Origin of the sequence: Rossellomorea arthrocnemi, from assembly GCF_904424705.1 — a bacterium.
Taxonomy (GTDB): Bacteria; Bacillota; Bacilli; order Bacillales; family Bacillaceae_B; genus Rossellomorea; species Rossellomorea arthrocnemi.
Map to the genome: position 1 here is coordinate 74,220 of NZ_CAJGBF010000009.1, position 16,487 is coordinate 90,706.

At 40.7% G+C, this 16,487-nt stretch carries 15 protein-coding genes and 1 riboswitch; of the genes, 6 read left to right on the forward strand and 9 right to left on the reverse strand.

What is annotated here, in order from left to right:
- Positions 1 to 19: 19 nt before the first annotated feature.
- The 4 genes from BAA9072_RS13520 to BAA9072_RS13535 all read right to left on the reverse strand — a co-directional run bounded on the left by BAA9072_RS13520 (position 20) and on the right by BAA9072_RS13535 (position 4,162).
- Entirely contained in the window at positions 20 to 1,111 is a 1,092-nt protein-coding gene (locus BAA9072_RS13520; RefSeq protein ID WP_201715223.1) for a GGDEF domain-containing protein, read from the reverse strand.
- A 111-nt stretch (positions 1,112 to 1,222) separates the two neighbouring features.
- Positions 1,223 to 2,698: a UDP-N-acetylmuramoyl-L-alanyl-D-glutamate--2,6-diaminopimelate ligase gene (locus BAA9072_RS13525; RefSeq protein ID WP_201715224.1), complete on the reverse strand. Its 1,476-nt coding sequence runs from the start codon at positions 2,696 to 2,698 to the stop codon at positions 1,223 to 1,225.
- A gap of 184 nt (positions 2,699 to 2,882) precedes the next feature.
- Positions 2,883 to 3,938 (reverse strand): M42 family metallopeptidase, encoded by a 1,056-nt coding sequence (locus BAA9072_RS13530; RefSeq protein ID WP_201715225.1) that lies wholly within the window; start codon positions 3,936 to 3,938, stop codon positions 2,883 to 2,885.
- Between the two features lie 44 nt (positions 3,939 to 3,982).
- Positions 3,983 to 4,162, reverse strand: coding sequence for a hypothetical protein (locus BAA9072_RS13535; protein WP_201715226.1), 180 nt, complete (start codon positions 4,160 to 4,162; stop codon positions 3,983 to 3,985).
- A gap of 198 nt (positions 4,163 to 4,360) precedes the next feature.
- Here BAA9072_RS13535 and BAA9072_RS13540 point away from each other — a divergent pair, with 198 nt between their 5' ends.
- Entirely contained in the window at positions 4,361 to 5,752 is a 1,392-nt protein-coding gene (locus tag BAA9072_RS13540) for a peptide MFS transporter (RefSeq protein WP_230980865.1), read from the forward strand.
- Positions 5,753 to 5,810: 58 nt separating this feature from the next.
- Here BAA9072_RS13540 and BAA9072_RS13545 read toward each other — a convergent pair whose 3' ends face one another.
- Positions 5,811 to 6,614: a YihY/virulence factor BrkB family protein gene (locus tag BAA9072_RS13545; RefSeq protein WP_201715228.1), complete on the reverse strand. Its 804-nt coding sequence runs from the start codon at positions 6,612 to 6,614 to the stop codon at positions 5,811 to 5,813.
- Positions 6,615 to 6,878: 264 nt separating this feature from the next.
- Here BAA9072_RS13545 and kynA point away from each other — a divergent pair, with 264 nt between their 5' ends.
- The 3 genes from kynA to BAA9072_RS13560 all read left to right on the forward strand — a co-directional run bounded on the left by kynA (position 6,879) and on the right by BAA9072_RS13560 (position 8,717).
- On the forward strand, positions 6,879 to 7,718 hold the full coding sequence (gene kynA / locus BAA9072_RS13550; protein ID WP_201715229.1) for a tryptophan 2,3-dioxygenase: 840 nt from the start codon (positions 6,879 to 6,881) through the stop codon (positions 7,716 to 7,718).
- Between the two features lie 248 nt (positions 7,719 to 7,966).
- The gene (locus BAA9072_RS13555) at positions 7,967 to 8,167 is read left to right on the forward strand and encodes a cold-shock protein (protein ID WP_034763568.1); all 201 of its coding nucleotides are present in this window, start codon (positions 7,967 to 7,969) and stop codon (positions 8,165 to 8,167) included.
- A 106-nt stretch (positions 8,168 to 8,273) separates the two neighbouring features.
- A complete protein-coding gene (locus BAA9072_RS13560; RefSeq protein WP_201715230.1) occupies positions 8,274 to 8,717 on the forward strand; it encodes an SACOL1771 family peroxiredoxin in 444 nt (147 codons plus the stop codon).
- Positions 8,718 to 9,110: 393 nt separating this feature from the next.
- Here BAA9072_RS13560 and BAA9072_RS13565 read toward each other — a convergent pair whose 3' ends face one another.
- The 3 genes from BAA9072_RS13565 to BAA9072_RS13575 form a co-directional block, all read right to left on the reverse strand.
- Complete coding sequence (locus tag BAA9072_RS13565) at positions 9,111 to 10,148, reverse strand: ribonucleotide-diphosphate reductase subunit beta (RefSeq protein WP_201715231.1); 1,038 nt, start codon at positions 10,146 to 10,148, stop codon at positions 9,111 to 9,113.
- A gap of 19 nt (positions 10,149 to 10,167) precedes the next feature.
- The gene (locus tag BAA9072_RS13570) at positions 10,168 to 12,411 is read right to left on the reverse strand and encodes a ribonucleoside-diphosphate reductase subunit alpha (protein ID WP_408015239.1); all 2,244 of its coding nucleotides are present in this window, start codon (positions 12,409 to 12,411) and stop codon (positions 10,168 to 10,170) included.
- Positions 12,412 to 12,551: 140 nt separating this feature from the next.
- Positions 12,552 to 12,731, reverse strand: a riboswitch (cobalamin riboswitch).
- A 148-nt stretch (positions 12,732 to 12,879) separates the two neighbouring features.
- The gene (locus BAA9072_RS13575; protein ID WP_201715232.1) at positions 12,880 to 13,299 is read right to left on the reverse strand and encodes a VOC family protein; all 420 of its coding nucleotides are present in this window, start codon (positions 13,297 to 13,299) and stop codon (positions 12,880 to 12,882) included.
- 524 nt (positions 13,300 to 13,823) lie between these two features.
- On the opposite strand from BAA9072_RS13575, the gene BAA9072_RS13580 reads away from it, so the two are divergent.
- Positions 13,824 to 14,594: a SurA N-terminal domain-containing protein gene (locus BAA9072_RS13580; RefSeq protein WP_201715233.1), complete on the forward strand. Its 771-nt coding sequence runs from the start codon at positions 13,824 to 13,826 to the stop codon at positions 14,592 to 14,594.
- Positions 14,595 to 14,716: 122 nt separating this feature from the next.
- Entirely contained in the window at positions 14,717 to 14,878 is a 162-nt protein-coding gene (locus BAA9072_RS13585) for a hypothetical protein (protein ID WP_201715234.1), read from the forward strand.
- 43 nt (positions 14,879 to 14,921) lie between these two features.
- Here BAA9072_RS13585 and gndA read toward each other — a convergent pair whose 3' ends face one another.
- Positions 14,922 to 16,334 (reverse strand): NADP-dependent phosphogluconate dehydrogenase, encoded by a 1,413-nt coding sequence (gndA, locus tag BAA9072_RS13590; RefSeq protein ID WP_201715235.1) that lies wholly within the window; start codon positions 16,332 to 16,334, stop codon positions 14,922 to 14,924.
- Between the last annotated feature and the right edge of the window lie 153 nt (positions 16,335 to 16,487).

Sequence of the window (16,487 nt, forward strand, 5' to 3'; positions counted from 1 at the left end):
CAAACAAAGAAGCTATCCGTTATCGGATGGCTTCTTTTTCGTGATTGTCTATGGGTACTACGGGTATGAACAGATGGTCACTAGTCAGACAGCTTCTTCCCTTTCCTGTTTTCTTCGCAACATAAAGTCTGTGATCTGCAAGTGCAATCAGTTTCTCCGGTTCAAAGGTTTCGCTTGATTGAGACTGGCCGAAGCTCATGGAAATGGGTACCGGCTCCAAATTCTTCAAATGATCGTATAATTCATGAAGGAACTTTTGGATGATACGATCTTCCATAGCAGGCAAGATGAAGACAAATTCCTCCCCCCCATACCTGAACGCCTGTCCATTGTAAGCTTCAGCATGGAAAAGAAAGACTTCACCGGTTTTTCTAATCACTTCATCTCCCGTTAAATGACCGTACTCATCATTCACTTTTTTGAAATCATCTATATCTCCAAGAAATAAGATAAACAATTCGTTATTTTCCAATCTTCGCCTGAATCTTTCCTGGAATGAACGATGATTATATAGGCCTGATAAATAGTCTTTATGGGCAAGGTGGTGATAGGCTTCCTTTTGGACGTATTGAGCCCGCTCTCTCAACATGATTAATGCCCCGAACAAACCAATGATCCAGAGAAAAAACAGATTGGACGTCAAAGTAAAATAATGGTGAAATTTCATAACATCAACAGTGACGACTCCCATCACAAAATAGGCGATACTAAAAACAGTGAGGGATATGAGGGCACCCTTCGTTCTCCAGTATATCGTGGCATGCATAACGAATAATATCGATATTGGATAAAGGGGGCTGTGAATACCTTCTGATAAGAACATCAGCCAAATCAGTGCCAGGAAATCAAAAACAATCCCCGCTTTAAGGATGAATTGAAGATTTTGTTTATCCTCCCTTGCCCGAAATAAAGCTAATTGAGTCACCAGCATATAAAGGATCCCAGAAACTAGTAAATATGGAAATACTGTTTTGTTCGTCGTGATATAAGTTGTAAAGGGCGGAATATAAAATATTATTGTTGCAATTAACACAAATAGCCATCTTAACGTGGAAAATAACTTCTCTGTTTCATAATCATTTAAATATAACGAAAACTTCATAAGCTTCATACTTTCATCATTTATTATGTAATTTAAATTTACCAAAGATTGAGAAATCCGTCTATCCTCATACAAAAAAACAGACCAACATTTGTCATATTGGTCTGTTTCCCATAAAAATCATTCAAATATCCCGTACTTCAGCTTACTCTCATTCACAGCAATTTGTTTATCGCTGTGAGGGTATTTTGTATTTTCGATGATTTGATAATCCTCATGTCCTTTACCTGCGAAAATGATGATATCTCCCGGTTCGCTTACCTCGATAGCATGCTTAACTGCTTCAGAGCGATCCCCGATCAGGGCATATTGTTTATGCTGCATCCCTTTCTCCAGATCGTTCAGGATGCTATCATATTCTTCATACCTTGGATCATCGGTGGTTAAGATGACGTAATCTGCCAATGATGCTTTTTCTGCCATGGTTGGACGTTTTGTCTTATCACGGTTTCCTCCCGTACCGACCAGGAAGATGATTTTATTCTCCTTAAATGGAAGCACCGCTTGAATCGCGTTCTCGATAGCATCAGGTGTATGGGCGTAATCGATATATACAGAAAGTGGGGCCTCCATCTCCACCCTCTCCATTCTTCCGTTTACAGGAGGAAGTTCACGGACGATCTCAACAAGCCTGGATATTTCCATTCCTCTTGCATACAGACATGCGATAGCAGTCAGTACATTATACACATTGAATTTCCCTAAGAGCTTCATTTCTACATCGAAGCTCCCTTCAGGTGAAGCCAATGTGAACCTTGTTAAATCATTAAAATATTTCACATCCACAGCCCTGAAGTCGGCATGTGATTCAAGTCCGTAGCTGATAACTTCATGGGGAGTCATATAACTGTAACGGTCATACCAATCGTCGTCTGCATTCAATACGACATACTTTGGATTTTGAAGATCCTGCCCCAGTTGGGAGAATAAAAGTCCCTTTGCATATCCGTAGTGCTCCATTGTTCCATGGTAATCCAAATGGTCATGACTCAGGTTCGTAAAGGCAACGACATCGAAGTCGATCCCCCATAATCTTCCCAGTGCCAAGCCGTGGGAGGATACTTCAAGGGTGAAGTTAGCGATATTCCGATCTAACGCACTTTGCATCATCTGTTGATTCGTTAAATTATCGCATGTCGTATTTTCGCTCGGAAGCATCTCTCCATCCAGGTTAAAACCGATGGTTCCAGATAAAGCTGAGCTTTGATCGGAACTTTTAAGAATAGAATGGATCAAATTACTCACAGTGGTCTTTCCGTTTGTACCAGTCACACCGAAAACAGTGAGCTTTTGTGAAGGATAATTGTAATATTTATTGGCTAATTGAGCCAATGCCTTAAATGTGTCTTTTACTACAACTAATGCCGCTTTGCTTAAATCAATATCGAGCTGTTTTTCTGCTATGATTAATGTAGCACCTTTTTCAACGGCCATTGCAGCAAAGTCATGCCCATCCACAGTATACCCTCTTGTGCACACAAACACGGTGCCTTCAGTCACTTTTCTGGAATCCACATGAATATCGGTTATTTCCGAAGGCAGTTCCCCGTAGATGGTTTTTAATTTAATGCTCTCTAACAGATTATATGTAATCATTCTTTTACCTCATTTTAATTATTAGTATCTATATTTTATCTTATCATCTTAGGTTTGATAAGAGAAATACCTCCTAAACTTAACAACAAACTTTTCTGTCACAAATGTCACCATACCCACACTTTAGAATAACTAAAACAAAAAAACTCCCATCACCCAAAATGGATGATGGAAGACTGCGTGATCATTCAGTGACCATCTTTGATTGAACATAGTGCCAAAGGAGTGTTTCTGTATTCAGAATCGAGGACTCGTGTGTCCGTTCGTAAGCATGAGAGGCATCGATCCCAGCCCCGATCAATCCATGGACAATATCAAAGCCTGCTCGTATGGCCGCGGACGCATCAGAACCATAATACGGATAAATATCCACCTTATAATCAATTGAATTCTCTTCAGCCAGGGAGACTAAATGCTTGCGCAGGCCGTAGTGATAAGGTCCACTTGAATCCTTCGCACAAATGGATACCGTATATTCATCAGTAGATTGACCGTCTCCGATTGCACCCATATCGACAGCCAAATATTCAATCGTTTCCTCAGGGATATTGGAATTCCCCCCATAACCAATCTCTTCATTATTCGAAATTAAAAAATGGGTCGTGTATGGAAGCGTCATTCCTTCAGATTGAATGTGGCGTATTAGCTGCATGAGCATCCCTACACTTGCTTTGTCATCTAAATGGCGGGATTTAATAAACCCGCTCTCAGTAATCTCAGCACGGGGATCAAATGATACGAAATCCCCCACTTCAATGCCGAGCTCCCTTACATCTTTTGCATTATGGACTTTTTCATCAATCCTGACTTCTATATTCGTTTCGTCCCGCTTCGCTTCTCCTGCATTTTTGTATACATGAACAGAGGTTTGATGCATAAGAATGGTCCCGCTGTAGGTTTTGCCTGATGAAGTTTCAATCCGGCAATATTCCCCTTCCACCGCATTCCATCTGAATCCACCGATCATGGATAACCGTAATCGTCCGTCATTCTTGATTTCCTTAACCATGGCACCGAGTGCATCGACATGTGCCGTCAGCATGCGGTGTCTGTCTGTGTCTTCACCTGGCAGTGTGATGATGAGGGCCCCTTTTCGGTTCCAACTCATCTCAACCTGTAAATCCGACAGATATTCCTCAACAAAACTCATGATTTTATTTGTGTTTCCTGAAGGGCTTGGGATTTCCACAAGCTCCTTTATCAATTGAATGGTCTTCTTCGTATCTGGATATGTATTCATTTGACTCCCTCCCTTCTTGTATTATACCGTCATTTGCCAGATGACTACAAATGCTGTTTACCGAATATTCCATCGAATGGAGCGGGAGCTATTCGCCTCTTCCCTTTCGAATCTCTTCCTTTTATCATTATTGAAAGGGTGAATGAAGCCACATCGATCACAGCTGTACATGGCCACATTTCCTCCAACTCTTTGTCCATGAACGTGCCATTTCGTTTCACCATATCCTTCTTTCATAAATAATTCATTTTCTGTAATCGATGCATGACCGCAATACAAACACCCTTTAAACAAATTCTCCACCGCCCCTTTTTGTACATGCCTATGAAAAGAACGGGAATACTATGAAAGGAATTGGAAAAAAGTATAATCGTCCCTTTTCTTCTTGTCTTACTTACATTTTAAAAAACAGGAGTGATAAAGTGAGCTCATCAACTTTAGACAGTTTACCTCAAGGTAAAAAACATCCTAAAGGTCTTTACCTTCTATTTTTCACTGAGTTATGGGAACGGTATAGCTACTATGGGATGAGGGCCCTTCTCGTCCTTTATTTAACTACCGCTTTTGTGAGCGGAGGCTTGGGTGTTGATCCCGCAAAGGCATTATCTATCTATGGGATCTATACAGGGAGTGTATACTTCACTCCTATTTTCGGAGGATGGCTCACGGATCGCTATATCGGATTAAGAAAAGCGATTACCATCGGAGGAATTACGATGGCATGTGGGGACTTCACCATATTTCTAACCCATTCCCAACTTGGCTTATATGCCGGGTTAGCATTACTTGTTATTGGAAATGGTTTCTTTAAACCTAATATTTCCACGTTCGTAGGTGAGCTCTATCCTCGAAACGATAAACGTAAAGATGCTGCCTTTACCATTTTCTATATGGGCATCAACCTTGGTGCCTTGTTCGCACCACTTATTGCAGGTTTTCTTGCAGAAGATTTGTTTCTGACAACCATGGCAGACGGAACCATGCATTATGGATTTAAATGGGCATTCCTTGCCTCCTCTATTGGAATGATCACAGGACAGATCATTTTTAGTGCATTGAACAATAAATATCTTGGGGACGTGGGGCTGAAGCCGAATAAATTATTGGTTGAAGAAGCAAATGAAGAAACTAATGTCCCCTTAACAAAGAAGGAAAGACAGCGTACCGTCGCCATCCTCATTCTTGCATGCTTTGTCGTATTTTTCTGGGCAGGATTTGAACAGGCAGGAAGCTCATTCACTCTCTACACGAAGAACTTTATCGACCGTGAAGTGTTTGGCTATACGATACCGGTAGCCTGGTTCCAATCTGTCAATCCGTTATTCATTGTCATTCTGGCACCGATTTTATCCAGTGTCTGGCTTCGGCTTTCCCGTTCAAAAAGTGGGGATTTAAACATGACGACAAAGATGGGAATCGGGATGATCCTGCTTGGCCTCGGGTTCATGATTCTGATTCCTGCTGTAATGCAAACGGGTTCCGATGAACAAAATATCACGGTCAGAGCCAACCTGTTGTTTATCGTTTTTACCTATTTACTTCATACTCTCGGCGAACTATTCCTGTCACCGGTCGGATTGTCTCTTGTCAGTAAAGTCGCACCCGTGAAGATTGCATCACTGCTTATGGGTGTATGGATGGCTGCCATTGGAGTGGCCAGCTTACTTGCCGGGCAGTTGGCTTCCCTTACCGAAACTCTTGGATATTTAGAAATATTCTCCGTCATCGGAGCTGCGGCCATTATCCTGGGATTAGTATTACTCACTATATCCAAGAAGCTTGTGGCGATGATGAGAGAAGAGAATCACGTATAACAACCTAAAGAAATCGCTTGGCACAAAGCCAAGCGATTTCTTATTATTTCTCCCTCACCTATTTCTCCGCTATACTTCCGTTCAACAGTCCACCTATCAATAGGATTGTGGAGGATATATAAAACCAGACCACCAGCGTTATGACACTTCCCAACTGACCGTAAAATTGAGAATAGTCGTTCAGTTTCACATATGTGCCATATATCCAGGAAATCCCCTGCCATCCGAAGGTAGCAACAAGGGCGCCAGGAATCACATGAAGAAGCGATATCCGCTTACTTGGGACGACCATATACAGAAAGACAAAAAGAATGAACATAAAGACTGAACTCAAGCCCCATTTGCCTATCACCCACACCTGACTCCAATCCCCGTTAATTTTACCTTCTGTAAATCGTGCATGACGGACATACTCCTCTAAGACCGGTACGATAAGGGAGAATGATATAAGGACCATAAACCCAACAGTCAACAAAAGATCATACATTAATGCAATCAAGAAGGGTTTCTTCCTTTCAATTCCATACGCCTGATTCAGCGATCGCACCATGGATTGAACGGCCATTGACGAAAGCCAGAAAGTAAAGAAAATCGAAATGGATAAAACATCCCCTCTTTGGTCATTAAGAATTTGTTCAATATTATTTTGTATGATGGCGTACGATTTATCCGGAGCAAAAGGTTTGATCAGCAGAAGCACATTGGTCTCTGATATGGGGAGATAACTGATCAACGAAAACACAAAAAGCAAAAATGGGAAAATCGATAACAATAAATAATAAGCCAACTGTGCAGAATGATCGAAGAAGCGCTCATCGAAAAACCGAACTGTCACCGTCTTTGTATGATGTAAAATATTCATGATTTTAGACTCCTATATAGGAAAAGATACTCTTACTTTCCCCTTTCCGTTACGATTCAATCCTTTTCAAACCGCTTTGCATCATTCGCTGAATTTTTGAACTCTTCCTTTTTATAAAGCAGATGTGAAGATATTTGATCCAAAAGAGGAAATGGCTCCCTGAAGATAAAGGAAGGAATTCCACTTCCCATTCAAGAAGTATATATCAAGAGGGCTCAATCAATTGCATCTCTCGAATTCAGTCAGAAGAAAGGGAGAATCTTAATGGTTAACAAGAAAGACTCTATGGGGAATGAAGAAGTTTATACGGATTTCATTAACAAAATGACCTATGGAGAATATTTGGGGCTGGATACGTTATTGGACAGTCAAAAACGGTTATCAGGTCACCACGATGAAATGTTGTTCATTATCATACATCAAGTCAGTGAACTATGGATGAAATTGATACTGCATGAAATCCGTGCAAGCATTTCCTCCATACAAAACGGGGAACTGTCACCTGCGTTTAAAATGCTTGCCAGAGTTTCAAAGATTCAATCTCAAATCATTCATGCATGGGATGTGTTATCGACCCTTACTCCATCAGAGTATGTTCAATTTAGAGACAGCCTTGGTCAAGCATCTGGATTTCAATCGTACCAATACAGAATGATTGAGTTTGCCCTGGGATATAAAACAAAGCATGTCCTTGAAATTTATAAAAAGGATCCAGAGCTACTGGTCCAGCTGAATGAGGCCTATGAAGCCCCTTCCCTGTATGATGTTTCCATACTTGCTTTGGCAGGTGCAGGATTACCCATTCATGAAGATGTGACGAAGCGTGATTATAAAAAACCATACAGTGAAGATCAGTCGGTACTCGATGCCTGGACAACCGTCTATAAGAACCCTGAACAGTATTGGGACCTATATGAATTGGCTGAAAAATTAATCGACCTTGAGGATTGGCTGCAGCAATGGAGGTTCCGTCACATGAAAACCGTCGAGAGAATCATTGGCCATAAAATGGGAACAGGTGGCTCAAGCGGTGTCGGTTATTTGAAAAAGGTGCTAGATCACCAATTCTTCCCGGAGCTATGGAAAGTACGTACAAATCTTTAATCAGCTGTCCCATTCCAACCCTTTATTCATCACGCTAGAATAGAACTAATATTCACACTACTAACAACACGATATGATTTCAGACATTCATCAGGGTTGCCTTTTACACGTTTACCTGATATTATGTAAGAGAATTATTTTTGTTCGGAATGGAAGGATGGACAAAGTTTTTAAAGCTTTTCGCCTTGAAGTTACATGAGCAAGAATAGTAATACAATTGTGTGGAGAACACACGAGGAGGTAACAGTATGTTAGAAGGTACAGTTAAATGGTTTAACGCAGAAAAAGGTTTCGGATTCATCGAGCGCGAAGGTGGAGACGACGTGTTCGTACACTTCTCAGCTATTCAAGGCGAAGGATTCAAAACTTTGGAAGAAGGTCAAAAAGTTTCTTTTGAAATCGTTCAAGGAAACCGTGGCGACCAAGCAGCTAACGTAACTAAAGCATAATTCATGCTTACCCGAAAGACTCTACTCTGTAGAGTCTTTTTTCTTTGCCATCACTACAAAATGTGTATACAATAATCTTACCATGCTTTCTAGGAGGCTAACATAAATGCCAAGACATTCGTTTCATATCTCGACTGATTGGCCAGGACTCAGGAATGATACTGGTACCATGAGCTCGGAGAATTTCCATACGAAAATATCAATCCCCCCTGAAATGGACGGGCCCGGGGTTGGTACGAATCCTGATGAAATGCTTCTTGGGGCAGCTGCTACTTGTTATATCATCACACTGGCAGCAATGCTTGAACGAAGTCGAATAGAAAAAAGAGCCTTAACTATGAAATCTGAAGGAATTGTGGAAGTGGATAAAGGGATCATCACCTACAAAGAAATCATTCATCGTCCCATCCTTTTCTTAGGGACTTCTGCCAATGAAAAAGCCTTCACACTTACTAAGAAATTAATGCTGAAAGCTGAACAATCTTGTATGATCACCCGTGCCCTCAAGGGAAATGTGACGGTTAGGGTAGAACCAGAAATACATATGTAACACACAAAAAAAGGGCTTCCGATGGGATGCCCTTTCTTAGTTTGCTCCAGATTCTGCGTGAACAAGTTTCACCAACATGTGAGAAAGCATACATATGCTGCTCTTCTTATTTCCCCCTTTCCATCATTCATTAAATAGCTTCTCTTCCCTGTTTTTCGGTTCTTCATAAGCTTCAAGAAAATCCCCCTGCCTTCTGGCTGCCTTCACTCGCTGCTCTTCATAGCCGTGTTGAGGAATACAAGGAGCTGATTGTTGACAGAGAATAGGCCATGCGAAGAATTCATCGCTGTTAAATGGGTGCCCGTTCAACATAAAAGAAGGGATTATGGCCCTTTTATAGAAAAAAGATAACAAAAAACGAGTCAACCTGACTCGCTTTTTGTTAAGGTCTCTTCATAGTTCATCAAATCCATTGGCATCCGATGTTTTAGTGTATTGCCTTGATCTTTGTTCAAAGAAATCGGTCTTCCCTCTATCCACTTCCTGGTACGCAATGATCCATTTGAGTGGATTAGTCCTGTAGCCCTCAAACGGTTCGTCAAAACCTAATTGTTTCGCTCTTTTATTGGCCATGAATTTTATATAAGCCTCCAGGTCGGTCATTAACAGACCATCGACATGGGATCCGATGATCTCCCTGCCCCACTCTATTTCAAGATAAGCTGCCTGTTTGAATGTTTCCATCCCGAAGGTACGCAGCTCCTCCGTTTGATAAGATGGATTTTCATTTAAAACTTCTTTAAATATCTTTTCAAATAACCCGACATGCAGCTGTTCGTCCCGATTGATATAATTGATCATCGTACTTGTTGCAACCATTTTCTGGTTTCTGGCCAAATTATAGAAAAAGGCAAAACCTGAATAGAAGAACAAACCTTCCAGGATGACATCATAGATAACTGACTTTAATAGATTCTCCACATTTGGTGATTCAACAAACCCTTTGTATCCATTTGTAATAAATTCATTTCTCTTCATTAGAATAGGGTCGTTCTTCCAGAAATCGAATACTTCATCCTGCTCACTTTTAGACACGATGCTGGATAATACATAGCTGTAGGAATGGTTATGTACGACTTCCTGCTGTGCCAGAATGATCATCAGTGCATTCAAACTGGAGTCCGTCAAATAATCTGCCACCTTCCCTGCATAATCGGTCTGAATGCTATCAAGCAGGGCCAGCAACCCAATAATTTTCAAAAAGGAATCCTGCTCTCTTTCTGATAGAGTCGGGAATTGTTTGATATCCTTGGCCATATTGATTTCAAAAGGAGTCCAAAAATTCCCCAGCATCCTCTTATATTTCGGATATGCCCATGAAAATCGTACGTCATCCCAGTTTAATATATTGGAGCTTTTTCCGTTTATGATCCCAGTTGATTTATTTGGTGCCTTTGAATCAATCAGAATTCTCTTCTTCAACTTATTCATCTTTACCTCTCCCTCCCTGCTAGCTATGACAGCTTTCACATTCATCAAAATTAGTTTCTGATGTCGACCTGACATAATAGGTGGTTTTCAACCCGGATTTCCATGCGTCAAGGTGAAGGTCCAATAATTCTTTTGCCTTGATATCATTACGCACATACAGATTGAACGAAATTCCTTGATCAATATGCCTCTGTCTCTTCTCATTCTGTTCCACACTCCAATGTTGATCGACTTTATAGGCGGTCTTGTAATACCAGGTCGTTTTCGGAGACAGATCAGGAGCGGTGACCGGAATCTTATAATCTTTCTTTTCTTCAGAATACTCGAGGCGGAATATCGGATCAATGCTCGCAGAGGAACCTGCGATGATAGAGGTTGAGGAATTCGGCGCAACTGCCATTAAGTATCCATTACGCAACCCTTTGTCAGAAACCTCATCTTTTAATTGCAACCATCTCTCACCTGAATATCCCCGTTTGGTAAAGTACTCTCCCGTAGACCAGTCCGAACCGTTGAAATAAGGATAAGCTCCCTTTTCTTTTGCCAGGTGGTGGCTGGCTTTTATCGTGTAATATGCAATCTCTTCATAAAGGGAATCACAATAGTCGACTGCCTGACTGCTTTCCCACTTCAATCCTTTTAATGCAAGGAGATGATGCCATCCGAATGTTCCTAACCCGATTCCCCTATATCGCTGATTGGTTATCTGAGCTTGAAGAACGGGTAGATTATTTAAATCGATCACATTATCAAGTAATCTTACCCCTATGGATACGACTCTCTTCAACTCATCATCCATAATGGTCTTGGCCAGGGAAATGGAGGCAAGGTTGCAAACGACATAATCTCCCGGAGACTTATACGTGACGATCTTTCCGTCTTGTACCACTTCCTCTTCCATCACAGTCGCGCTCATATTCTGAGCGATTTCCGTACATAAGTTACTGCAATAGATCATTCCTTTATGCGGATTGGCATTCATCCGATTAACCGTATCACGGTAAAACATATAAGGAGTCCCCGTTTCGAGCTGGGATATCATGATCCGCTTGAAAATTTCAATTGCCGGCACCATTTCCCTTGAAAGTGACGGGTGAGCTACACACTCCCAGTACTTCTCCCGAAAAGATCCACTCCCCTCCTTTTCGTCATAGTAATCCTCCAGGGAATACCCCATAACTACTTTCACTTCATGAGGGTCAAATAAATACCAGGATCCTCTGTTTTCCACTTGTTCCATAAATAGATCAGGTATAGAGACCCCTGTAAAAAGGTCATGAGTTCTTTGCCTTTCGTCCCCATTGTTCAACCTGGTATCTAGAAATGAGAAGATGTCTTTATGCCATACATCTAAATAAACGGCGATCGCTCCTTGACGCTGACCTAATTGATCGACGGAAACCGCCGTATTATTCAGTTGCTTCATCCAGGGTATGACCCCTGAGCTCACTCCTTTAAAGCCTTTTATATCACTGCCTCTGCTACGGACTTTCCCTAAATAAATACCAAGACCGCCTCCATTTTTACTCAGTGTGGAAACGTCAGTATTACTGTCGTAAATGCTTCTTAAGTCATCTTCCACTGTATCAATGAAACAGCTGGATAACTGGCCATGGCTTTTTCCTGCATTTGCAAATGTAGGGGTGGCCACGGTCATATACAAATTGGAAAGGGCCCAATACGCTTCTTCAATCAATGAGATTCTTTTTTCTTTGTCCTCGTTCATGCATAAGGTCATACTAATGATCATAAATCGCTCTTGGGGCAGCTCCAGAATTTCACCTTCATGGGACTTTGTCAGATACCTTTCAGTTAAAGTCACAATTCCTATGTAAGTAAAGAGATGATCTCTGGTCGAGTCCAGGACCGAACCTAAGTAATCCACTTCTTCTTTGCTGTAAGAATCCAGTAGTGCCGGAGAATATAACTGTGCTGCGGTTAAGTCTTTAACCATGTGATAAAAGGAATCGTATAGATTATCGTCTGATAATTCCCTTGATAAAGCTATCCCGTGATATAAATCCTTCATATAAAGTGCTGCAGCCACATAAGTCCAATCCGGTTCAAGTGCTGAGATACGTTCAACAGCTGTCAGGATCATGAAATGATAAAGCTTATCTCTCGAGAGATTCGCCTGTTGATTTGCATACAATGAAATCTTCTCATTGAATTCTGTGAAATCAAGGTTCGTAAACTGACTGTGAAGACTGTTAAGAATCCCTTCCATTTCTTTTTGTTGTTCATTTACTGTGATTGACATCATTCATTCCTCCCGTTTTTTATAGTGGGAAGGAGTCAAAAAAAGCCCAACCTTCTTGAAAGGTGGGCTTTTAAAAATGAGGAGATAGTATAGACTTCAGCCTATTTCAATCCTCGCTTTATCCTCCCAATTCCCGAAGAAGATAACACGTGTTAAATAAGGCAGGTCTCCTGACTTGTGCTTCACTCTACTCTAAGGCCTTCCCATCAATTTGACAGTGGCAGTTCCTTATTTCGTCAGCACTTACAGTTGCGGGGACAGTTCCGGATTCTTACCGGATTCCCTTTTAAGTCTCATCAGACACCTTATTTACAGGTTATAATCAATATATAGTTATGAAAATATAAAAGAACACAAAATGTTGTGTTCTTTACTATCATATACGATTCAAAATGGATTTACAAGTAAATCTATTAAACTTTTACTAGTATCTCTCTACTACTAATAAAGAGTCAAGCATAACCGATTAATTTATAGTTCACTTGTTAACAAGGATTGTTTAAACTTGGGACTCAATTCACTCCACACGTCAAAAAGATTACCATCGGGGTCTGAAAAAACGAAATTCAGTCCACCATGGCCCCTGTCTTCGATTTCCCCTGCCTCTACTCCCAGGTGCAGCATTTGCTCTCTCAATTCCTTTAATTCACTTGAACCATCCACTTCAAAGGTTAAAGAAAATCGCTTAGTATGATACTTATCGAGAAAATTACTGCTTTCCCCATCTGCCGAACACACCAGGAAGATGCTTTGATTGGCAAGATCTAATATGGCTTTATCCTCATCCTTGTAGTTCAGCTTTGCGTTTAACATTTCCCTATACCACGTACTTGCCTTTTGAACATCACTCACGGGAATATATGTCGTCCCCACTCTTACTAGTTGCTTCATGCTCTTTCTCCTTTTCCTATTGATAATATTACTAATTCAACAAAAGGAAGAAAATCCCTTCCCATGGAATATGCTTATAATTATTATTTTTCATAAAAAGGGAAGAAGAAGATCGAATAAGATCCTCAAACGAACAGTGAGGAGCTCTCAACTTCCTAGATGCTGGTTGAGCTATTCCCCCCCACTCTCTATAATTCAAATAGAAGGTTGTTTGACCGTATTCTTTGGTCCCCAATATTTTTTCATAGGTTGTTTAAATGGAGAATAACTCGATTTAAGCAACCTCTTTTTTAATGTTTCATGTAATAATCATGTTATTTTCCATATTGTTTGGAGGTGGTTTCTTTTTTATAATCCCATACATATCCGTACCTAAAAGGAGATTTAGCTCTTTACCTGTGTTTCATCCTTATTACAATCAATACTTTTTGGCTTAAATACTTTCTTTTTGCAGGTTTTTCATTTAAAATTCGCATTAAGTGATTTTTTTGGAAATCACACCTTAGTTCTGAAAGGAGTCTATTATGAAGAAACTATTAACGACTTTACTGGTAGCATTATTAACAATTGGACTAGCCGCTTGCGGTTCGAATGAGGAGAGCCAAAAAGCTGACGATAAACCGAAAACTGAAGCAACGGATAAAAAGGCTCAAGAAGAACAAGCAAAGAAAATGGAAGAAATGCAAAAGAAGATGGATGAACAAAAGGTAGAAAAAGATAAGATCGTGGCTATCGTCAACGACGAAAAAATCAACGGTGAAGACTTCAACAATGTTCTGACTCAATCACAGATGCAGTATCAACAAATGGGACAAGACCCGACAAGTAAAGATGCAGCCAAGAAAATCAAAGATCAGACCATCGATAGTATAGTTGGACAAACCCTTCTTATGCAGCAGGCAGATGAAAAAGGGTATAAAGCGACAGATGATGAAATCAATAAACAGCTAGAAGAAGTAAAAAAGCAATACAAAGATGACAAGCAATTCGAAGAAGCCATGAAGAAAGCCGGATTTACCATGGATGAATTAAAAACTCAAATTGCTGAAAATATTAAATATACGAACTACGTTGATAAAGAAATCAAGGTCTCTGAAGTCACGGAAGATGAAATGAAGAAGTTCTATGATCAGTATGCAAGTCAGCAAGGGCAGGATCAATCAAAGGATGCACCTAAGTTTGAAGATGTAAAACCACAAATTAAAACTCAATTGGAACAACAGAAAAAACAAGAAAAACTTGTTCAGCATGTAGAAGATCTTAAGAAAAATGCTAAAATTGATGTTAAAATCTAACTCAAGTCAGTAAGCTGCCTTTTTTATAAGGCGGCTTTTTTTAATCTTTCCCAAGAGGGTTTTCCGGCATGCATAAGGGGGTATGGTATAAGAACCGAACATTTCAAGGAGGCTGAACCAACATGACCAAACGAACAAATAATAACCCGGAGAACGGGGAGCAGGATCAAGAAAGTATCCTTGATCAGCATGAAAGCGAGCAAAACGTCGACCCTGTCCCTATCGACGAATTGAAAAAAGATCAGCTTGATGAAAAGAACAAACATAAATCAAAAGATGATTAATGACGACAAAAGCCCAGTGGATATCCACTGGGCTTTTGTCGTTTTATTTAGATAACCAATCTGTATGGAATGTACCTTCCTTATCAATGCGCTGATACGTATGGGCACCGAAGTAATCCCTTTGAGCCTGCAAGAGATTCGCTGGCAGTGACTCTGAGCGATAGCTATCATAATAAGCCAATGCACTGGAAAGGCCTGGTACCGGTATGCCCAACTTGATAGCTGTTGCCACCACTTCCCTTGCTTCATCCTGATAGTTCTCCACAATGTCCTTGAAATACGGATCAAGTAGTAAATTCCTTAAGCCCGGGTCACGATCATAGGCATTTTTGATTTCTTCCAGGAAGCCTGCTCGTATGATGCATCCCCCTCTGAAGATCATGGAAATTTCACCGGGTTTCAGGTTCCAATCGTATTCATCTGAAGCCGACTGAAGCTGTGCGAATCCTTGTGCATAAGAACAAATTTTGCTCATGTACAATGCCTTGCGAATCATCTCGATGAACGCCTGTTTGTTTCCTGTAAATTCTTTATTCTTTGGTCCTCTCAGGATCTTGCTCGCTTTCACACGTTCTTCCTTCATAGCTGAAATGAAGCGGGCAAAAACGGATTCAGTGATGATCGATAGCGGTACCCCTAATTCAAGGGAGCTGATGCTCGTCCATTTACCGGTACCTTTTTGCCCTGCGGTATCTAAAATAACATCCACAAGCGGCTTACCTGTTTCTTCATCCACCTTCGTAAAGATATCGGCTGTGATTTCAATCAAATAGCTGTCGAGTTCCCCTTCATTCCATCCTTTGAAAATTTCATGAAGTTCTATTGCACTTAGCCCCAGTACATTCTTCATAAGGTAATACGCTTCGCAAATAAGTTGCATATCACTGTATTCTATTCCATTATGAACCATTTTCACGTAATGGCCGGATCCGTCTGGACCGATATATGTACTGCATGCATCCCCTTTTACCTTCGCTGCAATGGCAGTCAGGAAAGGCTCGACTAAGTCATAGGCTTCTTTCTGGCCGCTTGGCATAATCGCAGGGCCGTATAATGCACCTTCTTCTCCACCGGAAACTCCTGCTCCAATGAAGTTAATTCCCTTCTCATCCAAAGACTTATTGCGGCGGACCGTATCTTCAAAGTATGTGTTTCCACCGTCAATGAGAATATCACCTTTATCCAGGTGCGGAAGCAATGAATCAATCGCTTTATCCGTAATATTTCCGGCAGGTACCATGATAAGAATTTTACGCGGTGCTTCCAGCGATTGAACAAATTCACTTACATCATGTGTACCTACCAATTGTTTCCCTTGATGCTCATCCAGAACTTCTCTTACCTTTTCATCTGACACATCATATATAGAAACTGAATAGCCTCTGCTTTCAAAGTTTAAGGCGAGACTCTTTCCCATCACTCCGACGCCGACGACTCCTATTTGTTGTTTTGTCATTACGATCATCCCTTTCAATACGAATAAATAGAGCTCTTCACCGTTATTATTATAATACGAAATAAATTTCTATGGTGGATTTTTATGAAATAATATTTTTTTATTTGCTTGAATAGGTTAAAATTATTTTCACACATGTCTTACAGGAGGGGT

Excerpts from the sequence above, each read along its gene's own strand:
- BAA9072_RS13520 (WP_201715223.1), bottom strand. The coding sequence starts at position 1,111 with ATGAAGCTTATGAAGTTTTCGTTATATTTAAATGATTATGAAACAGAG.
- BAA9072_RS13525 (WP_201715224.1), bottom strand. The coding sequence starts at position 2,698 with ATGATTACATATAATCTGTTAGAGAGCATTAAATTAAAAACCATCTAC.
- BAA9072_RS13530 (WP_201715225.1), bottom strand. The coding sequence starts at position 3,938 with ATGAATACATATCCAGATACGAAGAAGACCATTCAATTGATAAAGGAG.
- BAA9072_RS13535 (WP_201715226.1), bottom strand. The coding sequence starts at position 4,162 with ATGGTGAAACGAAATGGCACGTTCATGGACAAAGAGTTGGAGGAAATG.
- BAA9072_RS13545 (WP_201715228.1), bottom strand. The coding sequence starts at position 6,614 with ATGAATATTTTACATCATACAAAGACGGTGACAGTTCGGTTTTTCGAT.
- kynA (WP_201715229.1), top strand. The coding sequence starts at position 6,879 with ATGGTTAACAAGAAAGACTCTATGGGGAATGAAGAAGTTTATACGGAT.
- BAA9072_RS13555 (WP_034763568.1), top strand. The coding sequence starts at position 7,967 with ATGTTAGAAGGTACAGTTAAATGGTTTAACGCAGAAAAAGGTTTCGGA.
- BAA9072_RS13560 (WP_201715230.1), top strand. The coding sequence starts at position 8,274 with ATGCCAAGACATTCGTTTCATATCTCGACTGATTGGCCAGGACTCAGG.
- BAA9072_RS13565 (WP_201715231.1), bottom strand. The coding sequence starts at position 10,148 with ATGAATAAGTTGAAGAAGAGAATTCTGATTGATTCAAAGGCACCAAAT.
- BAA9072_RS13570 (WP_408015239.1), bottom strand. The coding sequence starts at position 12,411 with ATGATGTCAATCACAGTAAATGAACAACAAAAAGAAATGGAAGGGATT.
- BAA9072_RS13575 (WP_201715232.1), bottom strand. The coding sequence starts at position 13,299 with ATGAAGCAACTAGTAAGAGTGGGGACGACATATATTCCCGTGAGTGAT.
- BAA9072_RS13580 (WP_201715233.1), top strand. The coding sequence starts at position 13,824 with ATGAAGAAACTATTAACGACTTTACTGGTAGCATTATTAACAATTGGA.
- BAA9072_RS13585 (WP_201715234.1), top strand. The coding sequence starts at position 14,717 with ATGACCAAACGAACAAATAATAACCCGGAGAACGGGGAGCAGGATCAA.
- gndA (WP_201715235.1), bottom strand. The coding sequence starts at position 16,334 with ATGACAAAACAACAAATAGGAGTCGTCGGCGTCGGAGTGATGGGAAAG.